Consider the following 20,060-nt stretch of genomic DNA (forward strand, 5'->3'; position numbering starts at 1 on the left):
AGAGTTTTTGCTCTTCGTTTTAAACCCTTTAATAGGTACAAACAAACACTATCTCACCTTGTAAAGCCAGTTTTACGTGCCAGCTTTTGCATTTATTTTCATTTGTTTACATTGATAATTAAAATTGACAACGCTGTCTTTTTTCTGCTTTTTTGAGTGTTGTAAATGGTTTGTTAACTATTTACATGGCTTCACAACAACAAAAAGGCAAACGTTATGAAAGCAAAATTTAATAAAACAACACAGGCTTTATTACTTTGCAGTACCTTCGCAGGTACAGCACTTGCGGCGGATAAAGTGTCACTTGATACCGATAGTTCAGAGCGATTTATCGTTACCCTTAAATCTGATTCACTGAAAATGGGTTTACCGGTTACAGCAGATGCACAGCAACAACAGGCTTTTAAGCTTAATAAACTGCAATCGTTAGCAAGCAGTGTTACGTCTCAGGCAATCCATGTATTACCTAGCACTAATTCGGTCGCACTTAAATTAACTCAAGCTGAGCGAGAGCGATTATTAAACCGCAGTGATGTGCAATCGGTGGAAGTTGATCCAAAACGCTATTTACTTGCAGAAAGCACCCCTTACGGTATTGGTATGGTGCAGGCGGATCAGCTAAGTGACAACCTCACAGGTAATCGCAAAGTGTGTATTATGGATACTGGTTATCAACTGGGTCATCCAGACTTACCATCAAACGGCATCACAGGTAATGATGGTTATGGCAATAATGATACTGGTAACTGGTATAACGATGGTAACGGCCATGGTACGCATGTTGCGGGTACTATTGCGGCAATTGGCGGAAATGGCCAAGGCGTCGTTGGGGTAAATCCTTCTAATCAGTTAGGCCTTCATATTGTTAAAGTGTTTAACGACCAAGGGCGCTGGGCTTACGGTTCTGATTTAATTCGTGCGATTGAGCAATGTCAGCAAGCGGGCGCCAATGTGACCAGTATGAGTTTAGGTGGTTCGGGTCAATCAAGTGCCGAGCGCCAAGCCTTTGCAAACAGTTATGCGCAAGGTATGTTGCATATTGCAGCAGCAGGTAACGACGGAAATAGTTCGATGAGCTATCCTGCATCGTACGATGCAGTGGTATCGGTTGCTGCGGTGAATAGCGGTGAAAGTAAAGCATCGTTCTCACAATATAACAGCCAAGTAGAAATTGCTGCGCCAGGTGTGAGTGTGAATTCAACATGGATCAACAGTGGCTACAAAAGCATTAGCGGTACATCAATGGCAACGCCACATGTATCAGGTGTGGCAGCATTAGTATGGAGCCACTTTCCAAACTGTTCTAACCAGCAAATTCGCGATGCATTAAACACAACGTCAAAAGATAAAGGTGCAGCAGGACGCGATACCTCTTATGGCCATGGTATTGTGCAAGCCAAGGCAGCGTATGATTATTTAGCAAGTAGCAGTTGTGGTGGCGGTACCGGCGATGCAAAGCCTGTCGCCAATTTTGCGGTACAAGTCTCTGGTAACACTGCACAATTTTCTGATAGCTCAACTGATGACAAAGGCATAACCAGTTACGCATGGGAGTTTGGTGATGGCGCGACTAGCAGTAGCCAAAATCCTAGCCATACCTACGATAAGTTTGGCGATTACACCGTAAGTCTCACGGTTACCGATACTAAAGGTCAAACTAATCGTAAATCAAGCATCGTCACAATTAGTGATGGTTCAAGCGGTGGATGTAACGGACTAGCGAATTGGTCGACGTCAAAAGCGTATAAAGTGGGCGATAAAGTGGCGTATCAAAGCAATCAATACGAAGCAACTTGGTGGTCAACAGGGGCGCAGCCAGATGTATATACTAATGTTTGGAAAAACACAGGTAAATGCAGTGGCGATGGCAACGCAAATCAAGCGCCTGTTTCAAACTTTACGTTTAGTGCAACTGGATTAACGGTAGCGTTTAGCCAAACCGCTACAGATGATAAAGGCGTTGTAAGTTATGCATGGGACTTTGGTGACGGCATAACCAGTAACGCTACCAACCCGAGCCATAGTTATGCGCAAGCGGGCAGTTATACCGTAAGTTTAACAGTTGCTGATAGTGAAGGGTTAAGTCACTCAAAAAGCCAATCAGTAGTTGTAAGCAGTGATACTGGCGCAGGTTGTAACGGTGTGGTTGCATGGAGTGCCGGCACAGTGTTTCTAACTGGAGAGCAAGCATCTTACAATGGTCGTTTGTACTCAGCTAAATGGTGGACCCAAGGTGCAAACCCAGAGCAAAACTCAGGCCCTTGGGATGTATGGCAAGATGAAGGTGCATGTAACTAACCTAAACCCATATTTAACCTAAACTTGGGGTTAGAAGTTAACTAACACTTTATGATCCCGAGGTGAGGTTATCCATACCAAGCCCATTCTCAAATGGCGAAAGGCAACCATCTGGTTGCCTTTTTTAGCTTACACTCCGTATTTGCGTTACAAGGTGGCAATTATTTAGCTTGATATAAATAGTTAAAATATTAATAATAATGAGAATTGTTACTATGTATTTGTAGGGCTATGGATTCTTTCCAGCAAAATATTAGACACGTTTATATTGATAACCAATCATGGTTAGCAAACTGGTTACGTAACAAGGTAGGGTGCTCAGAGCTTGCATCTGATCTAACCCAAGATACTTTCATTCGTCTGTTAACTAACAAAAGAAATGCAACGATAGATAGGCATAAACCTCGCGCCCTATTGACGCATATTGCTAAAGGGTTAGTGGTCGATTACTGGCGTCGCAAAGACGTTGAGCAGGCTTATCTCGATAGTCTTATGACTTTCTCAGAAGAAGCGCAACCGGGTCCTGAGCAACGCCAATTGGTAATAGATACACTGATCCGCTTAGATCAGATATTGACTGAATTGCCTGAATTAACTCGAAAAATTTTTCTGCTATCTCAATTGGATGGTTATCGTTATAACGCGATAGCAACACTTTGTGATGTTGCCGAAATCACGGTAAAACGCCATATGAAAACGGCATTTATTGCTTGCCTATCGGTTGAGTAGTGTTGTGAAAACAAAAAACCAGCAAGCGTTAATTGAACAAGTAGCAGATTGGCTTGTTATTTTGCAAGACGGCAATGTAGATCAAGAGGTAAAGCAGCGCTTTGATGCCTGGCTTGCACAACACCCATCACATCGCGAAGCGTGGTCTCGTGCGCATTGCTTTTTAACTAACGTTGATGCAATGCCTAAAGGAATAAGCAGCAATACAGTGCTGACACTTAACCAAAAAAGCAGGCGCAGAATGGTAAAATTATTGACTATTGCATTTGCCTTACCTGGGCTCAGCTATCTAGGCTATCGTAAAGAGTTGCATCATTATGCGTACGCTGATCATATCACGCAACTGGGGCAGACTAAGCGCGTTACATTAGATGATGGCAGTATCGTTGAGCTCAATACCAACACAAAGTTAGTCAATCGTTATTCAAATACTGAGCGTTTAATCGAATTGCTTGAAGGTGAAGTGTTTATTAAAACCCATAGTGATAATCACACTCCAACAAGGCCTTTTAAAATAATTACACCCCACGGCGAATTACGTGCACTTGGCACAGAATTTAATGTTTCGGTAAGTAACAAACAGACTCATTTAAGCGTATTTACACATGCAGTGAAGGTTAATACACCCTATTTCAATATTGTTGTGAATGCCGCTGAACGCTTAGTTTTTTCTAGCAAGAGTCATAATGGAGTAAGGGATGAGGCATTCACTACCGCAATGTGGCGAAAAGGTTTGTTTGTTGCCTCATCGTTACCTTTGAGACAGGTTATTGATGAATTGCGTCGTTATCACATAAGTTATATTCGAGTTGCTCCCAGTGTTGCCGATATTCGAGTATCCGGCACGTTTGATATTCATAACTTGATTAGTTCACTGGCATTGTTAGAGCAAAGTTTGCCGATATCCGTATCGTATCGTTCAAAGTGGTGGGTCACGATCGACGATAAAAACAGTACATAATATTTTTAATTAAACGCACTGGGCAGTGATACTTTTTTTGGTTGAGTTCGGTAAGGAATGTATGCAGTCGTATTTGTTAACTAACAGGGTTTCAGTTGGCGCGCTTTTTCTCAAACTTTAAAATTCCTTTTTTCGTTACAGTGGTTCATTTTGCGGCAATTGCGCTATTAATGCTCGACTTTAATCCAAAACCAGTCGTTCATAAGCGTGTTTTACAAGGCGTGCTAATTACACGTGCCCCAGCAAAGTCCGAACAAAAGCCTGTTGAACAATCACCTAACAAGGCTAAACCTGCAATCAATCAAACACCACAGGTTATAAAAACACCACCTGAAAAAACACGTATTAGCAAGCCAAAAACTGTGCAAAAAGCTGTTAAAAAGAAAGCAGTAACAGAAGCGCGCGCTGAACTTACAGATAAAAACAAGCCGGAAATAGCTAATAAACCATCACCACAAGTAAAGCCTAAAACGCCAGAGCTAATTAATAAAAGCCAAGCGACATCAGCCCAAACCAATACACCAGAAGATACGCCAACCGTAAGTGAAAATGTAACGACAAATGCCGTAATTCCACCGCGCATTGATGCTGCGCTTGGCAATAACCCTAGTCCTCCTTACCCACGAATATCGAGGCGATTAAAAGAGCAAGGCACAGTGTTACTTGAGATTTATATTCTTGCAAATGGGCAGGTTGGGGAAATGCGCATAAAACAAAGCAGTGGCTATCGAAGGTTAGATCAGGCAGCGCGTGCTGCCGTTGCAAAATGGCGTTATCAACCAGCACAAAAGAATGGACGGTCAATTGCTTATTGGTATGTACAACCGATTTATTTTTCACTCAATGATACAACACGTTTTTAAAAGGTATTTTAATGGAAAACCCTTATGGCATTGCCTCTTTATGGGCGCAAAGTGATTTTGTAATTAAGTCAGTCGCGGCTGTTTTATTTTTTATGTCAATTTGTACTTGGTCAGTTTTGATTACTAAATGGCTACATAACCGAAAGTTTAAAAATATTTCGTCCAATGTCGGCCAATTTTGGTTGGCGGCAAATTTAAATGATGGGCTAAGTACATTAAACCAAGCATCAGGCTATAACCCGTTTAGCAACTTAGTGCAAAGTGGCATGCTGGCAAAAACCCAGCATCAAGCCAATGCAAACGCATTAACACACACTTTGCCATTAGCTGAATGGATTGCGTCAAGTTTACAAATGTCACTGGAAGAAACTAACGAGGCGATGCAAAAAGGTTTAACAACATTGGCTTCAATCGGTGCAACGGCCCCTTTTATTGGGCTATTTGGCACGGTTTGGGGAATTTATCATGCGCTGATTAATATTGGCACCAGTGGCAGCGTGAGTATCGATAAACTTGCAGGACCGGTTGGTGAAGCACTAGTGATGACCGCATTTGGCTTATTTGTCGCGATACCCGCAGTATTAATATACAACGCATTAGTGCGCAGTAATCGTCAGTTATTAAATCGTTTAAACCACTTTTCACAACAGTTAAACGGATACCTAGTTTTGGGCACGTCACCAATAAAAACATCGTCGACCAAATCACAAGAGGAGGCGTCACATGGGGTTTAATACCAGCAGTATGACACAAGATGACACTATGGCTGATATCAATGTAACGCCGCTAGTCGATGTGATGTTGGTTTTGCTAATCATATTTATGATCACGGTGCCGGTAATTACACAGTCTATAAATGTTGAGTTACCAAAAGCATCTCTTGAAAAAACTGATTCGCTGCAAAGCACGGTAGCATTTGAATTAAAGCCTGATGGCACTTATTGGTGGGATCAAAAACAGGTTAGTTTTGATGATGTAACTAAGCGCTTTGCCGAAGTAGCAGAGTTGGATACCCAGCCTGTAATTGAGCTTTATGCTGACGGCAATATACCGTATAAAAATGTGGTTAAGATAATGGCCGCAGCACAAAAGCAAGGCGTTACCTCGTTGGGATTTGTTACCGAATTAGAATAATTTCAAATAATAATGATACTTAATTCTATTTGGTTCGGTAGTTAGGGTAGTTCTCACTATTTTAAGAGTAAAAATAACTATGTTTCCACAACCTGTTCGCTCGATGTTACGTGAACCTAATCGTAAATTGTCTTTTTCACCAGTTGCTTTTGCTGTTTGTATGGCGTTCAGCGCACCTATTGTGTGTGCTTCAGGTGATCCATCAAATCAAGTAACGCAGCAAAAAATCAGTTATCAAGTGCAGGCGGGTCCATTAAATGATGTACTAATTAATTTTGCTGCGGTTTCAGGGGTGAAAGTATCATTTGAATCAGCGTTATTTAATGGCATTCGCTCGAATGGGTTAATTGGTAGTTACACGGTTAAACAAGGTTTTGACATACTATTGGCGGGAACTTCATATCGCGCTGATTATACGCAAAATGGATATGTGTTAACACGTGACCAAGATAGTATTGCCTTGCCATCGGTAAATGTATTGGCCGATGGTTTAGAGCAGGCAACGGGACCAGTTGAAGGGTATATTGCAACGCGCTCGAGTACTGCAACAAAGATTGATGTTGCAGTCGAAGATATGGTGCAATCGGTTGCAATTGTGACCGCAGATAAGATGGAAATACAAGGGGCAAACCGTATTGGTGAAGCGCTCGCGTATTCTTCAGGGATTAATGTTGCCCCTTGGGGTGGCCAGCAACAATGGGATTGGTTTTATATTCGCGGTTTTGATGCCTACAACCCAGGTATTTATCTTGATGGCCTACAAATGCGTAACAATGGTAACTGGGGGATGTGGCAAGTTGATTCGTACAGTTTAGAGCGAATTGAGGTAATGAAAGGTCCGTCGTCGGTTATGTACGGGGTTAATGGTCCAGGTGGGGTTATTAATTTAGTTAGCAAACGCCCAACCACATTTGCTCAGCGCGAAATCGTATTTGAACTCGGTAACAATCAACATAAACAGCTAGCGGCAGACATTGCAGGCCCAATGGACGAGCGGGGTGAATGGTTGTATCGAGCGACAGCACTAGTTAAAGACGGTGAACTTGAAGGTACGCCATTGCCAGACCAACGCTATTACTTTGCTCCATCATTAACTTGGAACCCAAGTGATAAAACGGCGTTGACTGTTTACGCCCAGTATTACGATATTGACTCTGGTGCAGATACGCACGAAGTACTGGTGGAGGGCTCTCTTTTACCTAACCCAAATGGTAAAACCGAGCTGCCTATTTTCGGTGGTTCGGAAGATTATAACCTGCTGAAACAGCAACAGTGGTTATTGGGTTATGATATTCAACATGCATTTGCCAATGATTGGACGTTAGTGCAAAAAGCACGTTATGCAGAGTTCGATTTTGATTTTAAGACAGTTTATAAGTCGGGCTGGATCACCATCAATGAGAATGATAGTAGCGACAAAGATAACTTTCGCTATATCAAGTTAACAGGTCTGGGCAGCGAAGAAGAGATAGAATCATTGAACTTAGACACCTACATTATTAAAGGGTTAACCTTTAATAATGTAACGCATCAGGTGCTAATGGGCATTGATTATCAAAAAACGGATATGAGAGTTGAAGCGTATTGGGGCGCAACCTTTGAGCCACTAGACACACTTAATCGTAAAGATAAATTGGCCTTTCAAGAAGTGCCGACCAATATCTCCGGCGTTTACGATATCACGCAAACGGGTATTTATTTACAAGATCAAATTACTATTGGCGAAAATTGGGTTGTCAATTTAGCGACACGCTATGATGAAACTAAAACGCAGACCTATGATTTAACGGGTAAATTTACCGAAGAGCAAAAGAGTGATGGATTTTCATCTCGTTTTGGCGTGATTTATAAAGCGAATAATGGTGTGTCACCTTATGTAAGTTATGCTGAATCATTTGCGCCAACGGGGACAATTGACCCGGCTAAACTTGAACCTTTCCCACCAGAAAAAGGCCAGCAGATTGAAGCTGGTGTTCGCTATACGCCGCGCAACGGCACTGGTCGTTATAGTGTGGCAGCATTCGATATTACACGAAAAGACTATACCCAATGGGTGTGGGATGAAGATCCGCACCCTGAGCAAAAAGGGGAAGTAAATGTGCAAGGTGCAGAAGTAGAAGCCTTAGTTAAACCAACCGACAATAGTAATGTGATGGCAAGCTACACCTGGATCCCAAAAGCGGAAGTAGTAAACAGTGTATTTGAAGAAGAAATAGGTAAGCAGAGTAATGCAGTATCAGAGCATGCATTGTCTGTTTGGGGGGATTACACCTTTAATAATGGTTTGCAAGTTGGCTTAGGTGCACGATATGTCGGTTCAAACAAAGGCGTAGAAGAAAAAGCGCCTAAGCGCGTACCTGCTTATGTCATGTTTGATTCGACCGTAAAATACGATGTTGAACAATGGACCTTCGCGCTTAACCTACGCAACTTGTTTGACGACTATGAATTAACAACGTGTAATAACCGCAAATGTTATTATACGTCGGGTAGACAAGTAACATTAAGCGCAACTTATATTTGGTAATGCAACGATTCGCAATTGAGTAAAGGCAAAGGCAGCGATATTTTATAGCTGCCTTTTTTAGTGCGCGTTCTCACTGATATCAATCTGCCAAATTTGGCTGATTTGGTTATCCAGTAATGCACAAAAAAATTGCTGATTTACGTTAGACTGACGACATAAATTACGACCATATTTTGCCAATGAGCTGATGCTAGTCGTTTGCTTTGAGGCTAAATTTAGCCGTTTATAACCAAGGCTAGTGCGATAAACAATGCTGTTGTTCACATACTGCCAATCGCGCCACTGTAATAGCGCAAAATCTTTAACTAACACCCTTTCCTCATTTGTTAAAAAAGCACGTGCAAACAAGCCATCTTGACTAAATTTACTGTAATAAAGGGTACTTTCAGAAAAGTAGAAACTGTAGCCGCCATTAAAGGTAATTTGTTTAGCTTGGCTTGATGCCGAATCGAGTTGCCATATATTCCATTCTTGATTTTGCTCCGCACTCACAAACACTTGGTTCTCAGCATTAAAACCAACAAAGTGAATCGTATTAAATGTGTGATTTATTTTTTGCCACTGTGATTTTGCTATATCGTAGCGATAAATTTGATCGTTAATATTGGCAACAAGCGCAGTTGCATCAAATGACCATGCGATATTACCGACATACTCAATGGTCTTGTCAAACCTAAGTGTTTTGCTGGTGTGTTTGTCAGCCAGTTTTATGCTCAACTTACCGTTAAGTGATTCAACGTAAACCAGTTGGTCGTTAATAGGAGATGGTGCAAATTGTAAAATGCTGGCTTGGCGTTTAGTAATAGCTTGAGGCGCTTGATTATCGGTAATGTGATAAAGGTTTGAGATTACGGCGTAGTGCTCGGCAAACAGCACGTCTTTACTGGCAAAAATTCGGTTAAAGGTATCAGAGTAGTCTAGCTGGGTTAGTGTGCGTTGCTCGCGATTAAACTGATACAGCCCATCTTTTGCAGAAATAAGCAGAATATCATTAAACCAGCTTAAGGATTGCACGTGATCAATTAAGGGTACTTCAAAGAGTGGCTTAGAATCATTTAGCGTTTTAATCACTAAACTATCGGGTTTATTTGCATCGTAATTTATGTAGGCAAGCTGATTATCACTGATAGCAAATATGCGGTGCCCCAAACTGTTTCCGCTATTGTCGGGAAAGCTCAGCTGTTGCTGACGAGCGGTACGAGTATTAAAGGCCATTAATTTATAAGGTGCCGAGGCACTTCCTCGATAGGCATAAACTAAGCGATTATTGCTATCGAGCGCCATATTGGTCACAACGCTGGTACCGCACGAAAGTAATTGAGTTAGTTGCCGCGTAACTAAATTAAATTTAACCATGTTGCATTGTCGTTCAGTTAAATTAGAAAGCCTTGCCAAATATAGAAAATCGCCGTTTGCAACTACATCGGTGTAATAGAAATTATCGTTTACAAGGGGCGTTAAGCTGCCGTTTTGTTCTAGTTTCACTACCTTACTGATTGCAGCATTATTGCTTTTATGCAGGGCATAAAGTGTTTGTGAAGTCTCGTCAAAATAAGGGTTAAACGTCATGCCTAGTTGTTCAGTAAGCACGTGACGATTCGTTAATTTGAGCTGGTGATTAGTTTTACTTAATAAAGTAACCACCGATAAAATGATAAGCACGGTCATCGCAATTAAGCCAATTAGCCACTTAGTTTTACGTGTAGCTGGGGATTGCTTAACTTCATTTTCGGGTGAAGTTAAAGTTAATGCACTGGGTGTGACCGCAAAGCGATATCCCACTTTGCTTACCGTTACAATATAAATCGGTTTTGTGGGTTCAGGCTCAATTAATTTTCTGAGCTGACTAATCGCGCGATTGACAGCAGCATCACTTACCACTCGGCCTTGCCAAACATGTTCAATTAGTTCGTCGCGCGATAAGGCTCGTTGGCTGTTACGGCAGAAAAAAATCAGTAACTCAAATAACTTCGGCTCGCATTCAGTCACCTTTCCATTGATGGTTAGGGTATTTTTTTGCGTATTAACTTGAATAGCATCGAAGCTAAATGAACCTTCTATCATTATGATTTTACTAGTTATTATAATTTCATTATCAAATTATCATAACTTAATTAAGCAACAATAACAGCTTTTACATAATTTTAAGGCGGTCTTTGAACTTCAGATTGAGATAAAATAATGAGAAAAATTACAAAAATCGCTGTGCTAGCAAGTTGCTTAATTTCGGGTTGTGGTGGCAGTAGTAAAACAACAACACCTGTTAGTGAAAATAACACAAATGGTCCAAGTTTATGTGCTGGACAAGCTATTCCTGATGGTGCAGCATGTGTTGGTGTCGATGGCCGCCAGAATTTAATCTTTGGCGATACGAGCAAAGAATACAAAGGGCTAATTATTACCTTACATGGTGCACCGGGATATATGGCAAAAGTAGCCGGTATTTTTGATGCAAACATGCTTGAAGAAAAAGGGTACTTAGTCATTAGTCCAAATGGCAATGGCAGCGCATGGCAGTGGGATAGTAATACAGATGCTAACATCAGTGATGATAGCAATTACATCGCCAATTTAATTGATTACGCACATGCCAATTATACAATTGAAGGCGATAAAGCACGTATTTTCGGTTATTCCGCTGGTGGTTTTATGGCTTATACCTTAGCGTGTCACATTCCTGAAAAGTTGGTTGGTATTGTTGCATTAGCGGGGCAATATCGTGGTGATTTTGCTGCATGCACAACCACCACAGCAGTAGCAATTCATCATCTACATAGCCCAACGGATATGGAAGTGCCGGTTAAAGGCCGCGCCAGTGGCAACATTAAAAGTGTAGAGGATACGATTAATCACTGGCTCAGTATTAACGGTTGTGCCGTGCAATTTGAACAAATAACTCACCCTGCGGTCACTACTAACAGCAGTGGTACCGTTACCAATAATTGGCAACAGTGCGCGACACCTGTAGCATCCTCTAAGTTGTTTTCTGTGCCTCATGAATCAGATTATTTATCAGATGCGCTTTTCGAAATCTACCAATCAAGTATGGCATTGGAGAACTAACATGCGTGCATTATTTGGGTTAATGTTTTCATGTGCATTGGTTGCATGTTCAGATTCACCAAAAACACTCAATGACATTAGTAAAACAATTGATGATATAAACTGGCAACTTAAGCCTAAATACAACGGTGAAGTTCCTAACAATCAAAGTGCTAATTCGTACCGTGTTGCAATAACGGGCAATAGCCATGTTGCAGGGCTAGGCGCTGAGATTAATAAGGTGATTACTCAGTTAACACCCCAAAAGCAGACAGTATCGGAGACTATTGGTAGTGGTTTTTTAGATGATAGCATTCGAAGTAGCATTGCAACTCAAGCGCTAGAAAACGGCAACTGGACGCACCTTATTTTGCAAGGGCAAAAATATTCGCAATCACGTAAGACAACGTATTCAACGACGGCGGCAGAAAAATGGATAGCCAATGCAAAGGAGCTTAATGTGATGCCGATATTATTTCCTGAGCACCCGCAGCGTGGCGATACAACAGAAGCACAATATGTTTATGGCCTGCATTCAGATATTGTTGCGAAACAGGCGAGCTGCCTTGCGCCAGTCGGCCTTGTTTGGGATAGTGTTTTGCAGTTAATGCCTAACCTTAGGCTGCATGCTAGTGATGGTAATCACGCTGCGCCATTGGGTAAATATTTAACGGCGTTAGTGTTCGCTGAAGTGATCACCGGACAGCGAGTCGATTCAGTGATTTTAACGCCAGTTAATGGTGTCCGCGCTGACGAGCAGCTCCTTATGGCGCAGGTCGTGTCGGAAGTAATTTATCAACTTCCTCCGTGTCCTTTCTCTGAATCCTCATAGAATTAGCGCATGCGCTGATATCTCTAGTAGCAAAGCACAAGGTTTGCGCTAAGTAAACTCTTGTGCTTTTTTACATGCATTAGTCCTGCTTTTTAACGCGGTAGAACCCAGCATAAAGCGCTGGAACTACGCCCAAGGTTAAAACCGTGCCTACGCCTAAACCAAAGGCAATTACACAGGCCATGCCATAAAACAGCGGATCTTTACCAATAATAAGTGGCAGTAGTCCCATCATGGTAGTGATGGTGGTCATCGCAATTGGGCGCAGGCGCGTTAAGCATGCATCTATAATGGCTTGATACTCGCTTTTACCTTCAGCTTGTTCAATTGCAATACGATCGATTAATACGATGGCATTGTTGATAATAATACCCGCAAGGCTGTAAAGGCCAAGTGTTACCATAAAGCCAAAAGGCGCTTGCATTAATAATAAACCTATCACCGCACCAATAAATGAAAGCGGAATAGTAAGTGAAATTACCATGGCTTTTCTAAATGAATTAAACTGCGCGACCAATAAAATAATAATAAAGCCAAGTACCATCGGCATATTAGCGCTAAGTGCCTTTTGTCCCGCCTTTGACTCTTTAATTACACCGTCGTATTCAATGGTGTGATTAACCGGTAAGTCGTGTTTAAGCAGCTGAATTTGCTCATCGACAAGGGCTTTAAAATCTTCCGCAGAAAGCTTAGTGTTACGCGCTTCAATGCTAATGGTGCGAAACATATCTTCATGATGAATAATCGAAAACTGATTAATCGGCTCAAAGTCAGCAACTTGAAAAAGCGGTACGGCACGGCCAGATTTTTCAGAGTAAATATTTAACGTACGCAATCTATCTAGGCTATTACGCTCGTTTTCACCGGCGCGCAGCACAATTGGAATAATTTCATCCTGATCACGAAAGTTAGTAATTACACCGCCGCTAAAGTAGCTCTCTAGGGCTTGTGCGATTTCGCTTGAGGTAAGCCCTGCACGTTTTGCACGGTGTTGATCCACTTTAACCGAGATTTTAGTAATTAAATTTTCCCAATCGGTACGCACGTTCAATGAGTTCGGTGCGGCATTTAAAACAGCCATTACTTCTTGTGCTTTTTGGTAAATAACTTCTTTATCTGGGCCTTTTACCTGCACTTTTAAAATAGATGAATCCGACGGTCCTAAGAACATTTTGCGCACACGTGCTGACACATTGGGAAAGCGTGCTTCAATTTGCGTATCAAGTTCTAACACCCGCGAGGCAATATCTGTTTCTGGCGTAACATTTAGTACAATAAAGCCTTTATTTTCAGCAGGGTCTTCCGGATTGAGTGAGAGTACAAAACGCGGCCCGCTAAAACCAACATAGCCTGAAAAGCTTTCAATATAGTCAAACTGCTCTTTGTTATTAAACCAAGTGAAAATTTCCTGCATTTGGCGATTAGTTTCGCGCGATGACGTACCGCGTGGTAAATCGATGTTGACCAATACTTGGGTGCGATCTGAATTGGGGAAAAACTGTTTAGCAACAAATTTCATTGACGCGCCAGCGCCAATAAACAATACAAACATCGCCGCCATAAACAGGGCTTTGTGTTTTAACACCCAGTGTAAAAATTGCTCGTATTTCGCATAGTAGCTGGTTAGTTTGCCAAATTCATTGCTATCGCTGCTGGTCGTTTTTGGCACTTTAATAAAGTAGTAACTTAAAATTGGCGTTACTGTAAGCGCTAATACCCAACTGCTTAGCAAGGTAATTAAAATCACCAATGAGATTGAACGGGTGTATTCGCCCGCGACATGCTCCGCCAGCATTAGCGGTAAAAAGAATAAAATGGTGGTGGCTGACGAGCTAAGTAGCGGAATTGCCAACTCTTTACAGCCTTGCACCATAGCGTTGTAGCGATCGATGCCTTGTTCTAAACGGCGTTTAAAATCTTCGGCAATAACAATGCCGTTATCAACCAGTAAACCAAGTGAAATGATCAGCGTTGCCAAGCTCATGCGCTCAAGCTTGATGCCGCTGTATTGCATAATGGCAAGGGTTACCAGCATCACCAGTGGCACAATAGCACCCACAATTAAGCCGGTGCGAAGCCCTAAGAAAAGAATTACCACAACAAGCACTATCGCCAGTGTTTGCAGTACATTAATTGATACCCCTTTCACGGTTTTTTCAACTTGGTCGGCCTGATAGGTGGCAATATCCAGTTGATAACCAATAGGCAATGTCTGTTCAATTACTGCAATTTTGGCTTTAAAGCGCGGTGCAAATTCTAAGATGTTATATTCAGGCAGCATCGCATTTGAAAAGAAAATTGCTGGTTTACCATTAAAATACGCCAGTTTATCAGGTGGATCGATAAACCCTTTTTTGATTGTGACTATGTCTTTAAGGGCAATAAAATCTTCAGTACCAGGAATGGTAATATAGGTATTTTCAATGTCTGGAATACTATTAAAATTACCCGTTGGCTCAATAATAAAGCTGCGGCTACCGGTATCAACACGGCCACCTGACTGCACAATATTTTGTTTTTGCAGCTCGCTAATAAGTGCCAGTGGCGAAATGCCAAGCTGCGCCAATTTTGCGTTTGACGCTTCAAGGTAAATGCGCTCGGCTTTGGCGCCTAAAATCTCGATTTTTTTAGTGCCTTCAACACCGTAAAGGGTGTCACGAATATGCTGCGCAATATCGTACATTTCGGCCATATCAAAGCCATCGGCAGTAAGCGCAAGGGTGATCACTGATACATCACCAAACTCATCATTTACATACGATGGTAACGTGCCTTGTGGCAGTTTACCTTGGGCATTATTCACCTTATTGCGTAAGTCTTGCCAGATATTGTCGAGGTTAAAGTATCGGTCATAAATTTTTACATGAATAGTCGAAAGTCCAGTAGAAGATGACGACTTAATCTCTTTTACTTCCGGAATTTTGCGAATTTCTTCTTCTAATTTTCGCGTTATTAATTGCTCAACACGGTCCGGCGCCATGCCCGGAAATTGTGTGCTGACAATGGCTTCACGAATAGTAATAGTAGGATCTTCTTGTGCTGGCAGGGTGAAGTAGGCAAAAATGCCGTTTAGCATTAATAGTGCCACCACAAGTAATACGGGTTTTTTATAATTAAACGCCAAAGCGGTAATATTCATATTCCCGCTCCTTAGTTAAAACGCTGCACGGCGTTATCAAGCAGCGATACTTTTTGCCCGTCGCGCAAAAACGCAATGCCAGCTGTAGCAATAATCTCGTCGTCGTTTAATCCATTCGAAATAATCACTTGGTTATTAATAACGTTTTCGGTTTGCACAAAGCGTTTTTCTAATAGTTGCGTATTAGGGTCAAAAACAAAAACATAGGATTTTTGCTTCACATCGGCCCCTAGACTACTTACCGGAATACGAATACTTGGCCCTGTAAAGCCTGTACGGCCAATCCCTTGATAAACAAACTCTACTTCGGCAGTCATACCGGCACGTAGCACCGAATTTTCTTCATCTAAAATAACTGTAACAGGGAATGCATTGGCAGATTCAGCGCGGGTGCCTTTTTCTGAAATATGCCCTTTCATCGACAGTTGTGGCATTACAGGGTAGGTTACTTTTAAGGTCATATCGCTGTTTAAGTCATGGATTATGCTTTCAGGCACCATTACACGTACTTCAAAGCCGTGTTGTCCTTCAATTTCAAATACGGATTGGCCAGCGGCAACTTGCTGTGATGGTTCAATTAAACGCTTGGTGATAACACCATCGTAAGGTGCCAGTAACTCACTGTCTTGCACGTTTTTGCGGGCAATATTGAGCTGAGCATTTGCTACATCTACGGCACTTTTGGCAGATTCAAACGCTGATTTCGAATTATCAAAACCTGATTTTGACACTAAACCTTGTTCGCTCAGCGTTTTGTATCGCTCATATTCATTTTGCGCTTCTTGCAGTGTTGCTTCGGCTTGTTTCACCTGCGCTGATGCTGATTCAAAACTTAATTGAAACGTGAGTTGATTAAGCTTGGCAAGGGGCTGGCCTTTACTCACCGTATCACCTAATTTCACAAACACCTTTTCAACTTTACCGTTTACTTCAAAGCTTAAGCTGGCATTTTCAACGGGGGCAACAATGCCCGAAAGCGTGCGCACTTGTTCAAAATTTGAGGTTTTTACCGCTGTCCATGCGATTGGGCGGATAGGAGGTTCAGAGTGTTCTATTTCTTTTGAACAGCCAACAAGCGTGATAATACACGCAACAACGTAAAGTAAACGCATAACGGTTCCTGTAAAAGGTGCTAATTTTATAAGCACAAATTGAGTAAATTAATTTGGTACTATGCAGTACCAAATATTTTGGTACCATGTAGTACCAAAGTCAACCATGTTTTTACAATTAATAGGTACAGTCTTGAGTTTAGAACAAATTTTAAATGCAAAACCGTTATCAGAGCGCGGTAAAAAAATCCTCGCAGTAGCACAAATGCTATTTTTAGAACATGGTTACGACAATACCTCGCTTGAAATGATTATTAGCGAATCGGGCGGCTCAAGGCGCAATATTTACAGTGAGTTTGGTAATAAAGAAAAGCTACTGCTTGCTGTTATTCGTGAAAAAGCCGAAGTGCAAGTGGGCACTTTGCTTAATATCGATTACGACTTGCCGCCGCAACAAGCGCTTAGTCAGGTGTGTTATGGTTTTGCTCAAGGCTTTTTATCAGAGACTATGGTGAAGTTGTTCCGCTTAGTGACCAATATTGTGCCCAAGCTGCCGGAAGTAGGTGAATTGATTTATCACTTTGGCCCGTTACGAGGCAGTATTCCGCTAGCGAAATATTTAACCCATTTGCACCAACAAAACATGCTCGATGTCGACGACGCCGAATTTGCCGCAAAGTTATTGATTGAAATGATTAAAGGGCGTTTACACATTAAAGCCGTATTGCTACCAAACGAACCAATTAGCGATCAAGAAGTGCAAGAACATGTTGATAAAGCCGTCGCCCGTTTTTTAAAAGCGTATAAAGCGGAATAAACTTGTAACAGTCAAGAAAAAAGAATGAGTTTGTACTGAATTATTCGTTGATGAGTAAGTTACTAACTATGCATCTGAAATGTTCAGAGTAGATACTTATTGAATGCTTCTTCTTCAAGCTCGTTTAGTGTTTGTTCGTTAGGTATAGTTGAGCCGAAGCTTTTCACCTCCAGAACTTTAGCCTTAATAGCTCTGTACGTTCTAGGTTCCAGTTTCTTTAATTGGTACGCTGCGATAACACCGAAATAATTATTTGCTATTCCTGTGATGATAGCTTTTGTAATATTTTGGTCAGCTTCATCGTCATGGTATTCAACAACGGCTTCTTCGTTCAAGACAAATGAAAAAGGCTCAGCTTGTTCATTGAATAAATAGTTGAGCGCGCTATAGCAAGTCGCATTTTCTATTAGGTTCTGGAAATAGACTTTTGTAGAACCGTCGATATGAAAATGAGATTGCAAGAATCTTAAATCTCTGGCTGTTTGAGAGTAGTCATCAAGGGGAATATTTAGTTCAATAGAACTGGTTAATTTGTGAGAGGGGTCTTCAAACTCAATATCTAGTAGCAAACTTTTATTGTTGTTTTGTTCAGTAAGCAACATCAGCTTTATACATTCATCCAAAGTTGTTTCTTGATTTATAGTGATATAAATTTTTGCATCGACTTGCCCTTTAGAATCAATACCCTCCACTGCTATTGTAAATAGATCTGATTTGAAAAGTAGTTTGTTAGATTGATTTTTAAGGTGAGGAATTTTAATTAAATTTACTGTGAATGTTACCGCGGGCGAATAAGGTGATTGACGAAAATGAAATTGACAACTTTGAAGTGAATTAGGCTTAAAGTTTATACTTCCCTTTTGAATATCTATATTTATGCCTTTCAATCCAAATCTTCTGTCCATCATAATTGCATTTTCTATTTCAAATGCATTTGAATTTCCGATCACTTTTCCTAAAAAGTAGTCATCAAGTTCATCGGTTTTAGCCTTAAAGGTTAATTCATAACCACCATTTTCATAACCTACTTTTTTGACTAGTTCGTATTTTTCTTTTTGGTAATTAGCCATTCCATTTGGAACGAAATTGTAAATTTTATTTCTTAAAGCAATTCCTGAATTTTCTTCTAATAAGTGTTTATTGTTATAGGTAATTTTAATTTTGATTTTATTGAGAGCTTTAGGTGTATTTGATACTTCATTTTTACGGATACGTTTGAGTACTCTGCCAATTAATTCTTTATCGAAATGAATTAAATAAGCGTTGAGTAGGTTGCAATTTTCTGTTGTTTCATACTCATAGAACAAAATAAAAGCAGGTGAAGCATAGTCAACTAATCGTTTTAAAGCAGATAATTTGATAGTAACGCCTTTATCATTTCGCCTAGTCGATTTTACTTGTATTTTACATTCAATAGGTGAGTTTTGTTTGTCTTTAGGTTTGTCTGATTTTTCGTATGGGAACTCAATCAAATGATCCCATCCCATTTTATCTTCTTCTAATGAGCGGTTTGCTGTCAGTCCAGCTTCTGTGCACCATTTTGATAGTTCTTCTTCACCTAGCTTTCCCACATTGATGTTTGTTTCGAAGTTGGTCACGGCAAATCCTTTTGAGCTTCTTTGTATTTAAATCATATATAGGATTGTATATGTTTGAAAGATAATAAGTATACTCAGCTATCTTTTTAAAAGTGTATAAAGCGGAATAAATAGTTAAACATCAAGCGATATTTAACCATGTTTCGAAAAAATCTCTTCTGTTTCAAAGATTCTAGATATTTCTATTTCGGGCGCATCGTCTGGAATGTTATGGTCAACGCCTTTCAACAGTATACAGTTCTGACTTATTGATTATTTTTCTTAGAACACGTTATAAATGAAGAGGTTGAAGTGCATTCAAAAGGCGATTTTGATTGTAAACTATTGCAAGTTCATTTATGGTGATTAGCCTGTTTTGAGCGTAGGTGCGGTAGTGGAATTGAATATAACCAATTAATTTAAAGGCGAAATTTCGGGTTCAATGTGAACTACTACGCAAAACATGTTCTGCCCAATTTTACAAAGTTTAAATTAACCTTTTAAAAACTATTTGAGGTTTAATCATTTTAAGTTGACCGAACATTACAAATAAAAAAGCAAATATATTTAAAGTTCAGATTTTAAGTGCAATTATGAAACAACAAAAACGTATAGTTTTATTACTAATATTTCAGCTTTTCTTATCGTGGTTATCACTAAGTAAAGATTTGACTTTTATCGATTATGAAAATTATCGGTTTAACGAAAGAGCGACACTTGATAACGTTTTAGAACACGCAATTTTATTGCCATTAATTATGATGGGATGTTCAATTGTTAGTGGAATTTTTGCTATATGTTTTAATGAAAAAAATATATTCGACTTCGTTAGTAAATGCGCTTTTTTTGCAGTTTCAGGGGCCACTATTTCGGGGCTTTTATATATTTGTTTTAGAGCAATAATGTATGGTCCACAAAAAGAGGGCATGTTGCATTTTTTATTATTTCCAATTGTTGGTTCTATCGCATTTATTGTGAGTGCTGTTTTATCTTCAATAATCTTTTTTGTTAAAAAGAAAAATAACTGACATAACCTCAAATACGCTTTTCATTTGGTCTATTTCAAATTGGCGCTGCGAAAACGTATTC

At 40.5% G+C, this 20,060-nt stretch carries 15 protein-coding genes; 11 read left to right on the forward strand and 4 right to left on the reverse strand.

Annotated features, from left to right (window positions below):
• Positions 1 to 216: 216 nt before the first annotated feature.
• The 7 genes from ACHSBP_RS19135 to ACHSBP_RS19165 all read left to right on the forward strand — a co-directional run bounded on the left by ACHSBP_RS19135 (position 217) and on the right by ACHSBP_RS19165 (position 8,512).
• Entirely contained in the window at positions 217 to 2,298 is a 2,082-nt protein-coding gene (locus ACHSBP_RS19135) for a S8 family serine peptidase (RefSeq protein WP_395390132.1), read from the forward strand.
• Positions 2,299 to 2,529: 231 nt separating this feature from the next.
• Positions 2,530 to 3,027, forward strand: a complete 498-nt coding sequence (locus tag ACHSBP_RS19140; RefSeq protein WP_395390133.1) for a sigma-70 family RNA polymerase sigma factor — start codon at positions 2,530 to 2,532, stop codon at positions 3,025 to 3,027.
• A 4-nt stretch (positions 3,028 to 3,031) separates the two neighbouring features.
• Positions 3,032 to 3,988, forward strand: a complete 957-nt coding sequence (locus ACHSBP_RS19145) for a FecR domain-containing protein (protein WP_395390134.1) — start codon at positions 3,032 to 3,034, stop codon at positions 3,986 to 3,988.
• 95 nt (positions 3,989 to 4,083) lie between these two features.
• Positions 4,084 to 4,851 carry a TonB family protein gene (locus ACHSBP_RS19150; protein ID WP_395390135.1) on the forward strand — a complete coding sequence of 256 codons (768 nt, stop codon included), beginning with the start codon at positions 4,084 to 4,086 and terminating at the stop codon, positions 4,849 to 4,851.
• Positions 4,852 to 4,862: 11 nt separating this feature from the next.
• Positions 4,863 to 5,585: a MotA/TolQ/ExbB proton channel family protein gene (locus ACHSBP_RS19155; protein ID WP_395390136.1), complete on the forward strand. Its 723-nt coding sequence runs from the start codon at positions 4,863 to 4,865 to the stop codon at positions 5,583 to 5,585.
• On the forward strand, positions 5,575 to 5,985 hold the full coding sequence (locus ACHSBP_RS19160) for an ExbD/TolR family protein (protein WP_395390137.1): 411 nt from the start codon (positions 5,575 to 5,577) through the stop codon (positions 5,983 to 5,985). The genes ACHSBP_RS19155 and ACHSBP_RS19160 overlap by 11 nt, the downstream gene beginning before the upstream one ends.
• A gap of 79 nt (positions 5,986 to 6,064) precedes the next feature.
• On the forward strand, positions 6,065 to 8,512 hold the full coding sequence (locus ACHSBP_RS19165; RefSeq protein ID WP_395390138.1) for a TonB-dependent siderophore receptor: 2,448 nt from the start codon (positions 6,065 to 6,067) through the stop codon (positions 8,510 to 8,512).
• Positions 8,513 to 8,569: 57 nt separating this feature from the next.
• On the opposite strand, the gene ACHSBP_RS19170 is transcribed toward ACHSBP_RS19165, so the two are convergent.
• The gene (locus ACHSBP_RS19170) at positions 8,570 to 10,576 is read right to left on the reverse strand and encodes a winged helix-turn-helix domain-containing protein (RefSeq protein ID WP_395390139.1); all 2,007 of its coding nucleotides are present in this window, start codon (positions 10,574 to 10,576) and stop codon (positions 8,570 to 8,572) included.
• 117 nt (positions 10,577 to 10,693) lie between these two features.
• On the opposite strand from ACHSBP_RS19170, the gene ACHSBP_RS19175 reads away from it, so the two are divergent.
• Both ACHSBP_RS19175 and ACHSBP_RS19180 read left to right on the forward strand, forming a co-directional pair.
• Positions 10,694 to 11,575 carry a PHB depolymerase family esterase gene (locus ACHSBP_RS19175; protein ID WP_010558658.1) on the forward strand — a complete coding sequence of 294 codons (882 nt, stop codon included), beginning with the start codon at positions 10,694 to 10,696 and terminating at the stop codon, positions 11,573 to 11,575.
• Between the two features lies 1 nt (position 11,576).
• Positions 11,577 to 12,386, forward strand: coding sequence for a hypothetical protein (locus ACHSBP_RS19180; RefSeq protein ID WP_395390140.1), 810 nt, complete (start codon positions 11,577 to 11,579; stop codon positions 12,384 to 12,386).
• 79 nt (positions 12,387 to 12,465) lie between these two features.
• Here ACHSBP_RS19180 and ACHSBP_RS19185 read toward each other — a convergent pair whose 3' ends face one another.
• Both ACHSBP_RS19185 and ACHSBP_RS19190 read right to left on the reverse strand, forming a co-directional pair.
• Positions 12,466 to 15,525, reverse strand: a complete 3,060-nt coding sequence (locus tag ACHSBP_RS19185; protein ID WP_395390141.1) for an efflux RND transporter permease subunit — start codon at positions 15,523 to 15,525, stop codon at positions 12,466 to 12,468.
• A gap of 11 nt (positions 15,526 to 15,536) precedes the next feature.
• Entirely contained in the window at positions 15,537 to 16,637 is a 1,101-nt protein-coding gene (locus ACHSBP_RS19190) for an efflux RND transporter periplasmic adaptor subunit (RefSeq protein ID WP_395390142.1), read from the reverse strand.
• 133 nt (positions 16,638 to 16,770) lie between these two features.
• On the opposite strand from ACHSBP_RS19190, the gene ACHSBP_RS19195 reads away from it, so the two are divergent.
• Positions 16,771 to 17,394 (forward strand): TetR/AcrR family transcriptional regulator, encoded by a 624-nt coding sequence (locus tag ACHSBP_RS19195; RefSeq protein ID WP_395390143.1) that lies wholly within the window; start codon positions 16,771 to 16,773, stop codon positions 17,392 to 17,394.
• Between the two features lie 83 nt (positions 17,395 to 17,477).
• Here ACHSBP_RS19195 and ACHSBP_RS19200 read toward each other — a convergent pair whose 3' ends face one another.
• Complete coding sequence (locus ACHSBP_RS19200; RefSeq protein WP_395390144.1) at positions 17,478 to 18,992, reverse strand: hypothetical protein; 1,515 nt, start codon at positions 18,990 to 18,992, stop codon at positions 17,478 to 17,480.
• 572 nt (positions 18,993 to 19,564) lie between these two features.
• On the opposite strand from ACHSBP_RS19200, the gene ACHSBP_RS19205 reads away from it, so the two are divergent.
• Positions 19,565 to 19,999: a hypothetical protein gene (locus tag ACHSBP_RS19205; RefSeq protein WP_395390145.1), complete on the forward strand. Its 435-nt coding sequence runs from the start codon at positions 19,565 to 19,567 to the stop codon at positions 19,997 to 19,999.
• Positions 20,000 to 20,060 lie beyond the last annotated feature (61 nt).

Origin of the sequence: Pseudoalteromonas sp. XMcav1-K, assembly GCF_044005875.1 — a bacterium.
Lineage (GTDB): Bacteria > Pseudomonadota > Gammaproteobacteria > Enterobacterales > Alteromonadaceae > Pseudoalteromonas > Pseudoalteromonas spongiae.

What these genes read in the sequence shown, in the direction of transcription:
- ACHSBP_RS19135 (WP_395390132.1), top strand. Translation starts at nt 217, where the DNA reads ATGAAAGCAAAATTTAATAAAACAACACAGGCTTTATTACTTTGCAGT.
- ACHSBP_RS19140 (WP_395390133.1), top strand. Translation starts at nt 2,530, where the DNA reads ATGGATTCTTTCCAGCAAAATATTAGACACGTTTATATTGATAACCAA.
- ACHSBP_RS19155 (WP_395390136.1), top strand. Translation starts at nt 4,863, where the DNA reads ATGGAAAACCCTTATGGCATTGCCTCTTTATGGGCGCAAAGTGATTTT.
- ACHSBP_RS19160 (WP_395390137.1), top strand. Translation starts at nt 5,575, where the DNA reads ATGGGGTTTAATACCAGCAGTATGACACAAGATGACACTATGGCTGAT.
- ACHSBP_RS19165 (WP_395390138.1), top strand. Translation starts at nt 6,065, where the DNA reads ATGTTTCCACAACCTGTTCGCTCGATGTTACGTGAACCTAATCGTAAA.
- ACHSBP_RS19170 (WP_395390139.1), bottom strand. Translation starts at nt 10,576, where the DNA reads ATGATAGAAGGTTCATTTAGCTTCGATGCTATTCAAGTTAATACGCAA.
- ACHSBP_RS19175 (WP_010558658.1), top strand. Translation starts at nt 10,694, where the DNA reads ATGAGAAAAATTACAAAAATCGCTGTGCTAGCAAGTTGCTTAATTTCG.
- ACHSBP_RS19180 (WP_395390140.1), top strand. Translation starts at nt 11,577, where the DNA reads ATGCGTGCATTATTTGGGTTAATGTTTTCATGTGCATTGGTTGCATGT.
- ACHSBP_RS19185 (WP_395390141.1), bottom strand. Translation starts at nt 15,525, where the DNA reads ATGAATATTACCGCTTTGGCGTTTAATTATAAAAAACCCGTATTACTT.
- ACHSBP_RS19190 (WP_395390142.1), bottom strand. Translation starts at nt 16,637, where the DNA reads ATGCGTTTACTTTACGTTGTTGCGTGTATTATCACGCTTGTTGGCTGT.
- ACHSBP_RS19205 (WP_395390145.1), top strand. Translation starts at nt 19,565, where the DNA reads ATGAAACAACAAAAACGTATAGTTTTATTACTAATATTTCAGCTTTTC.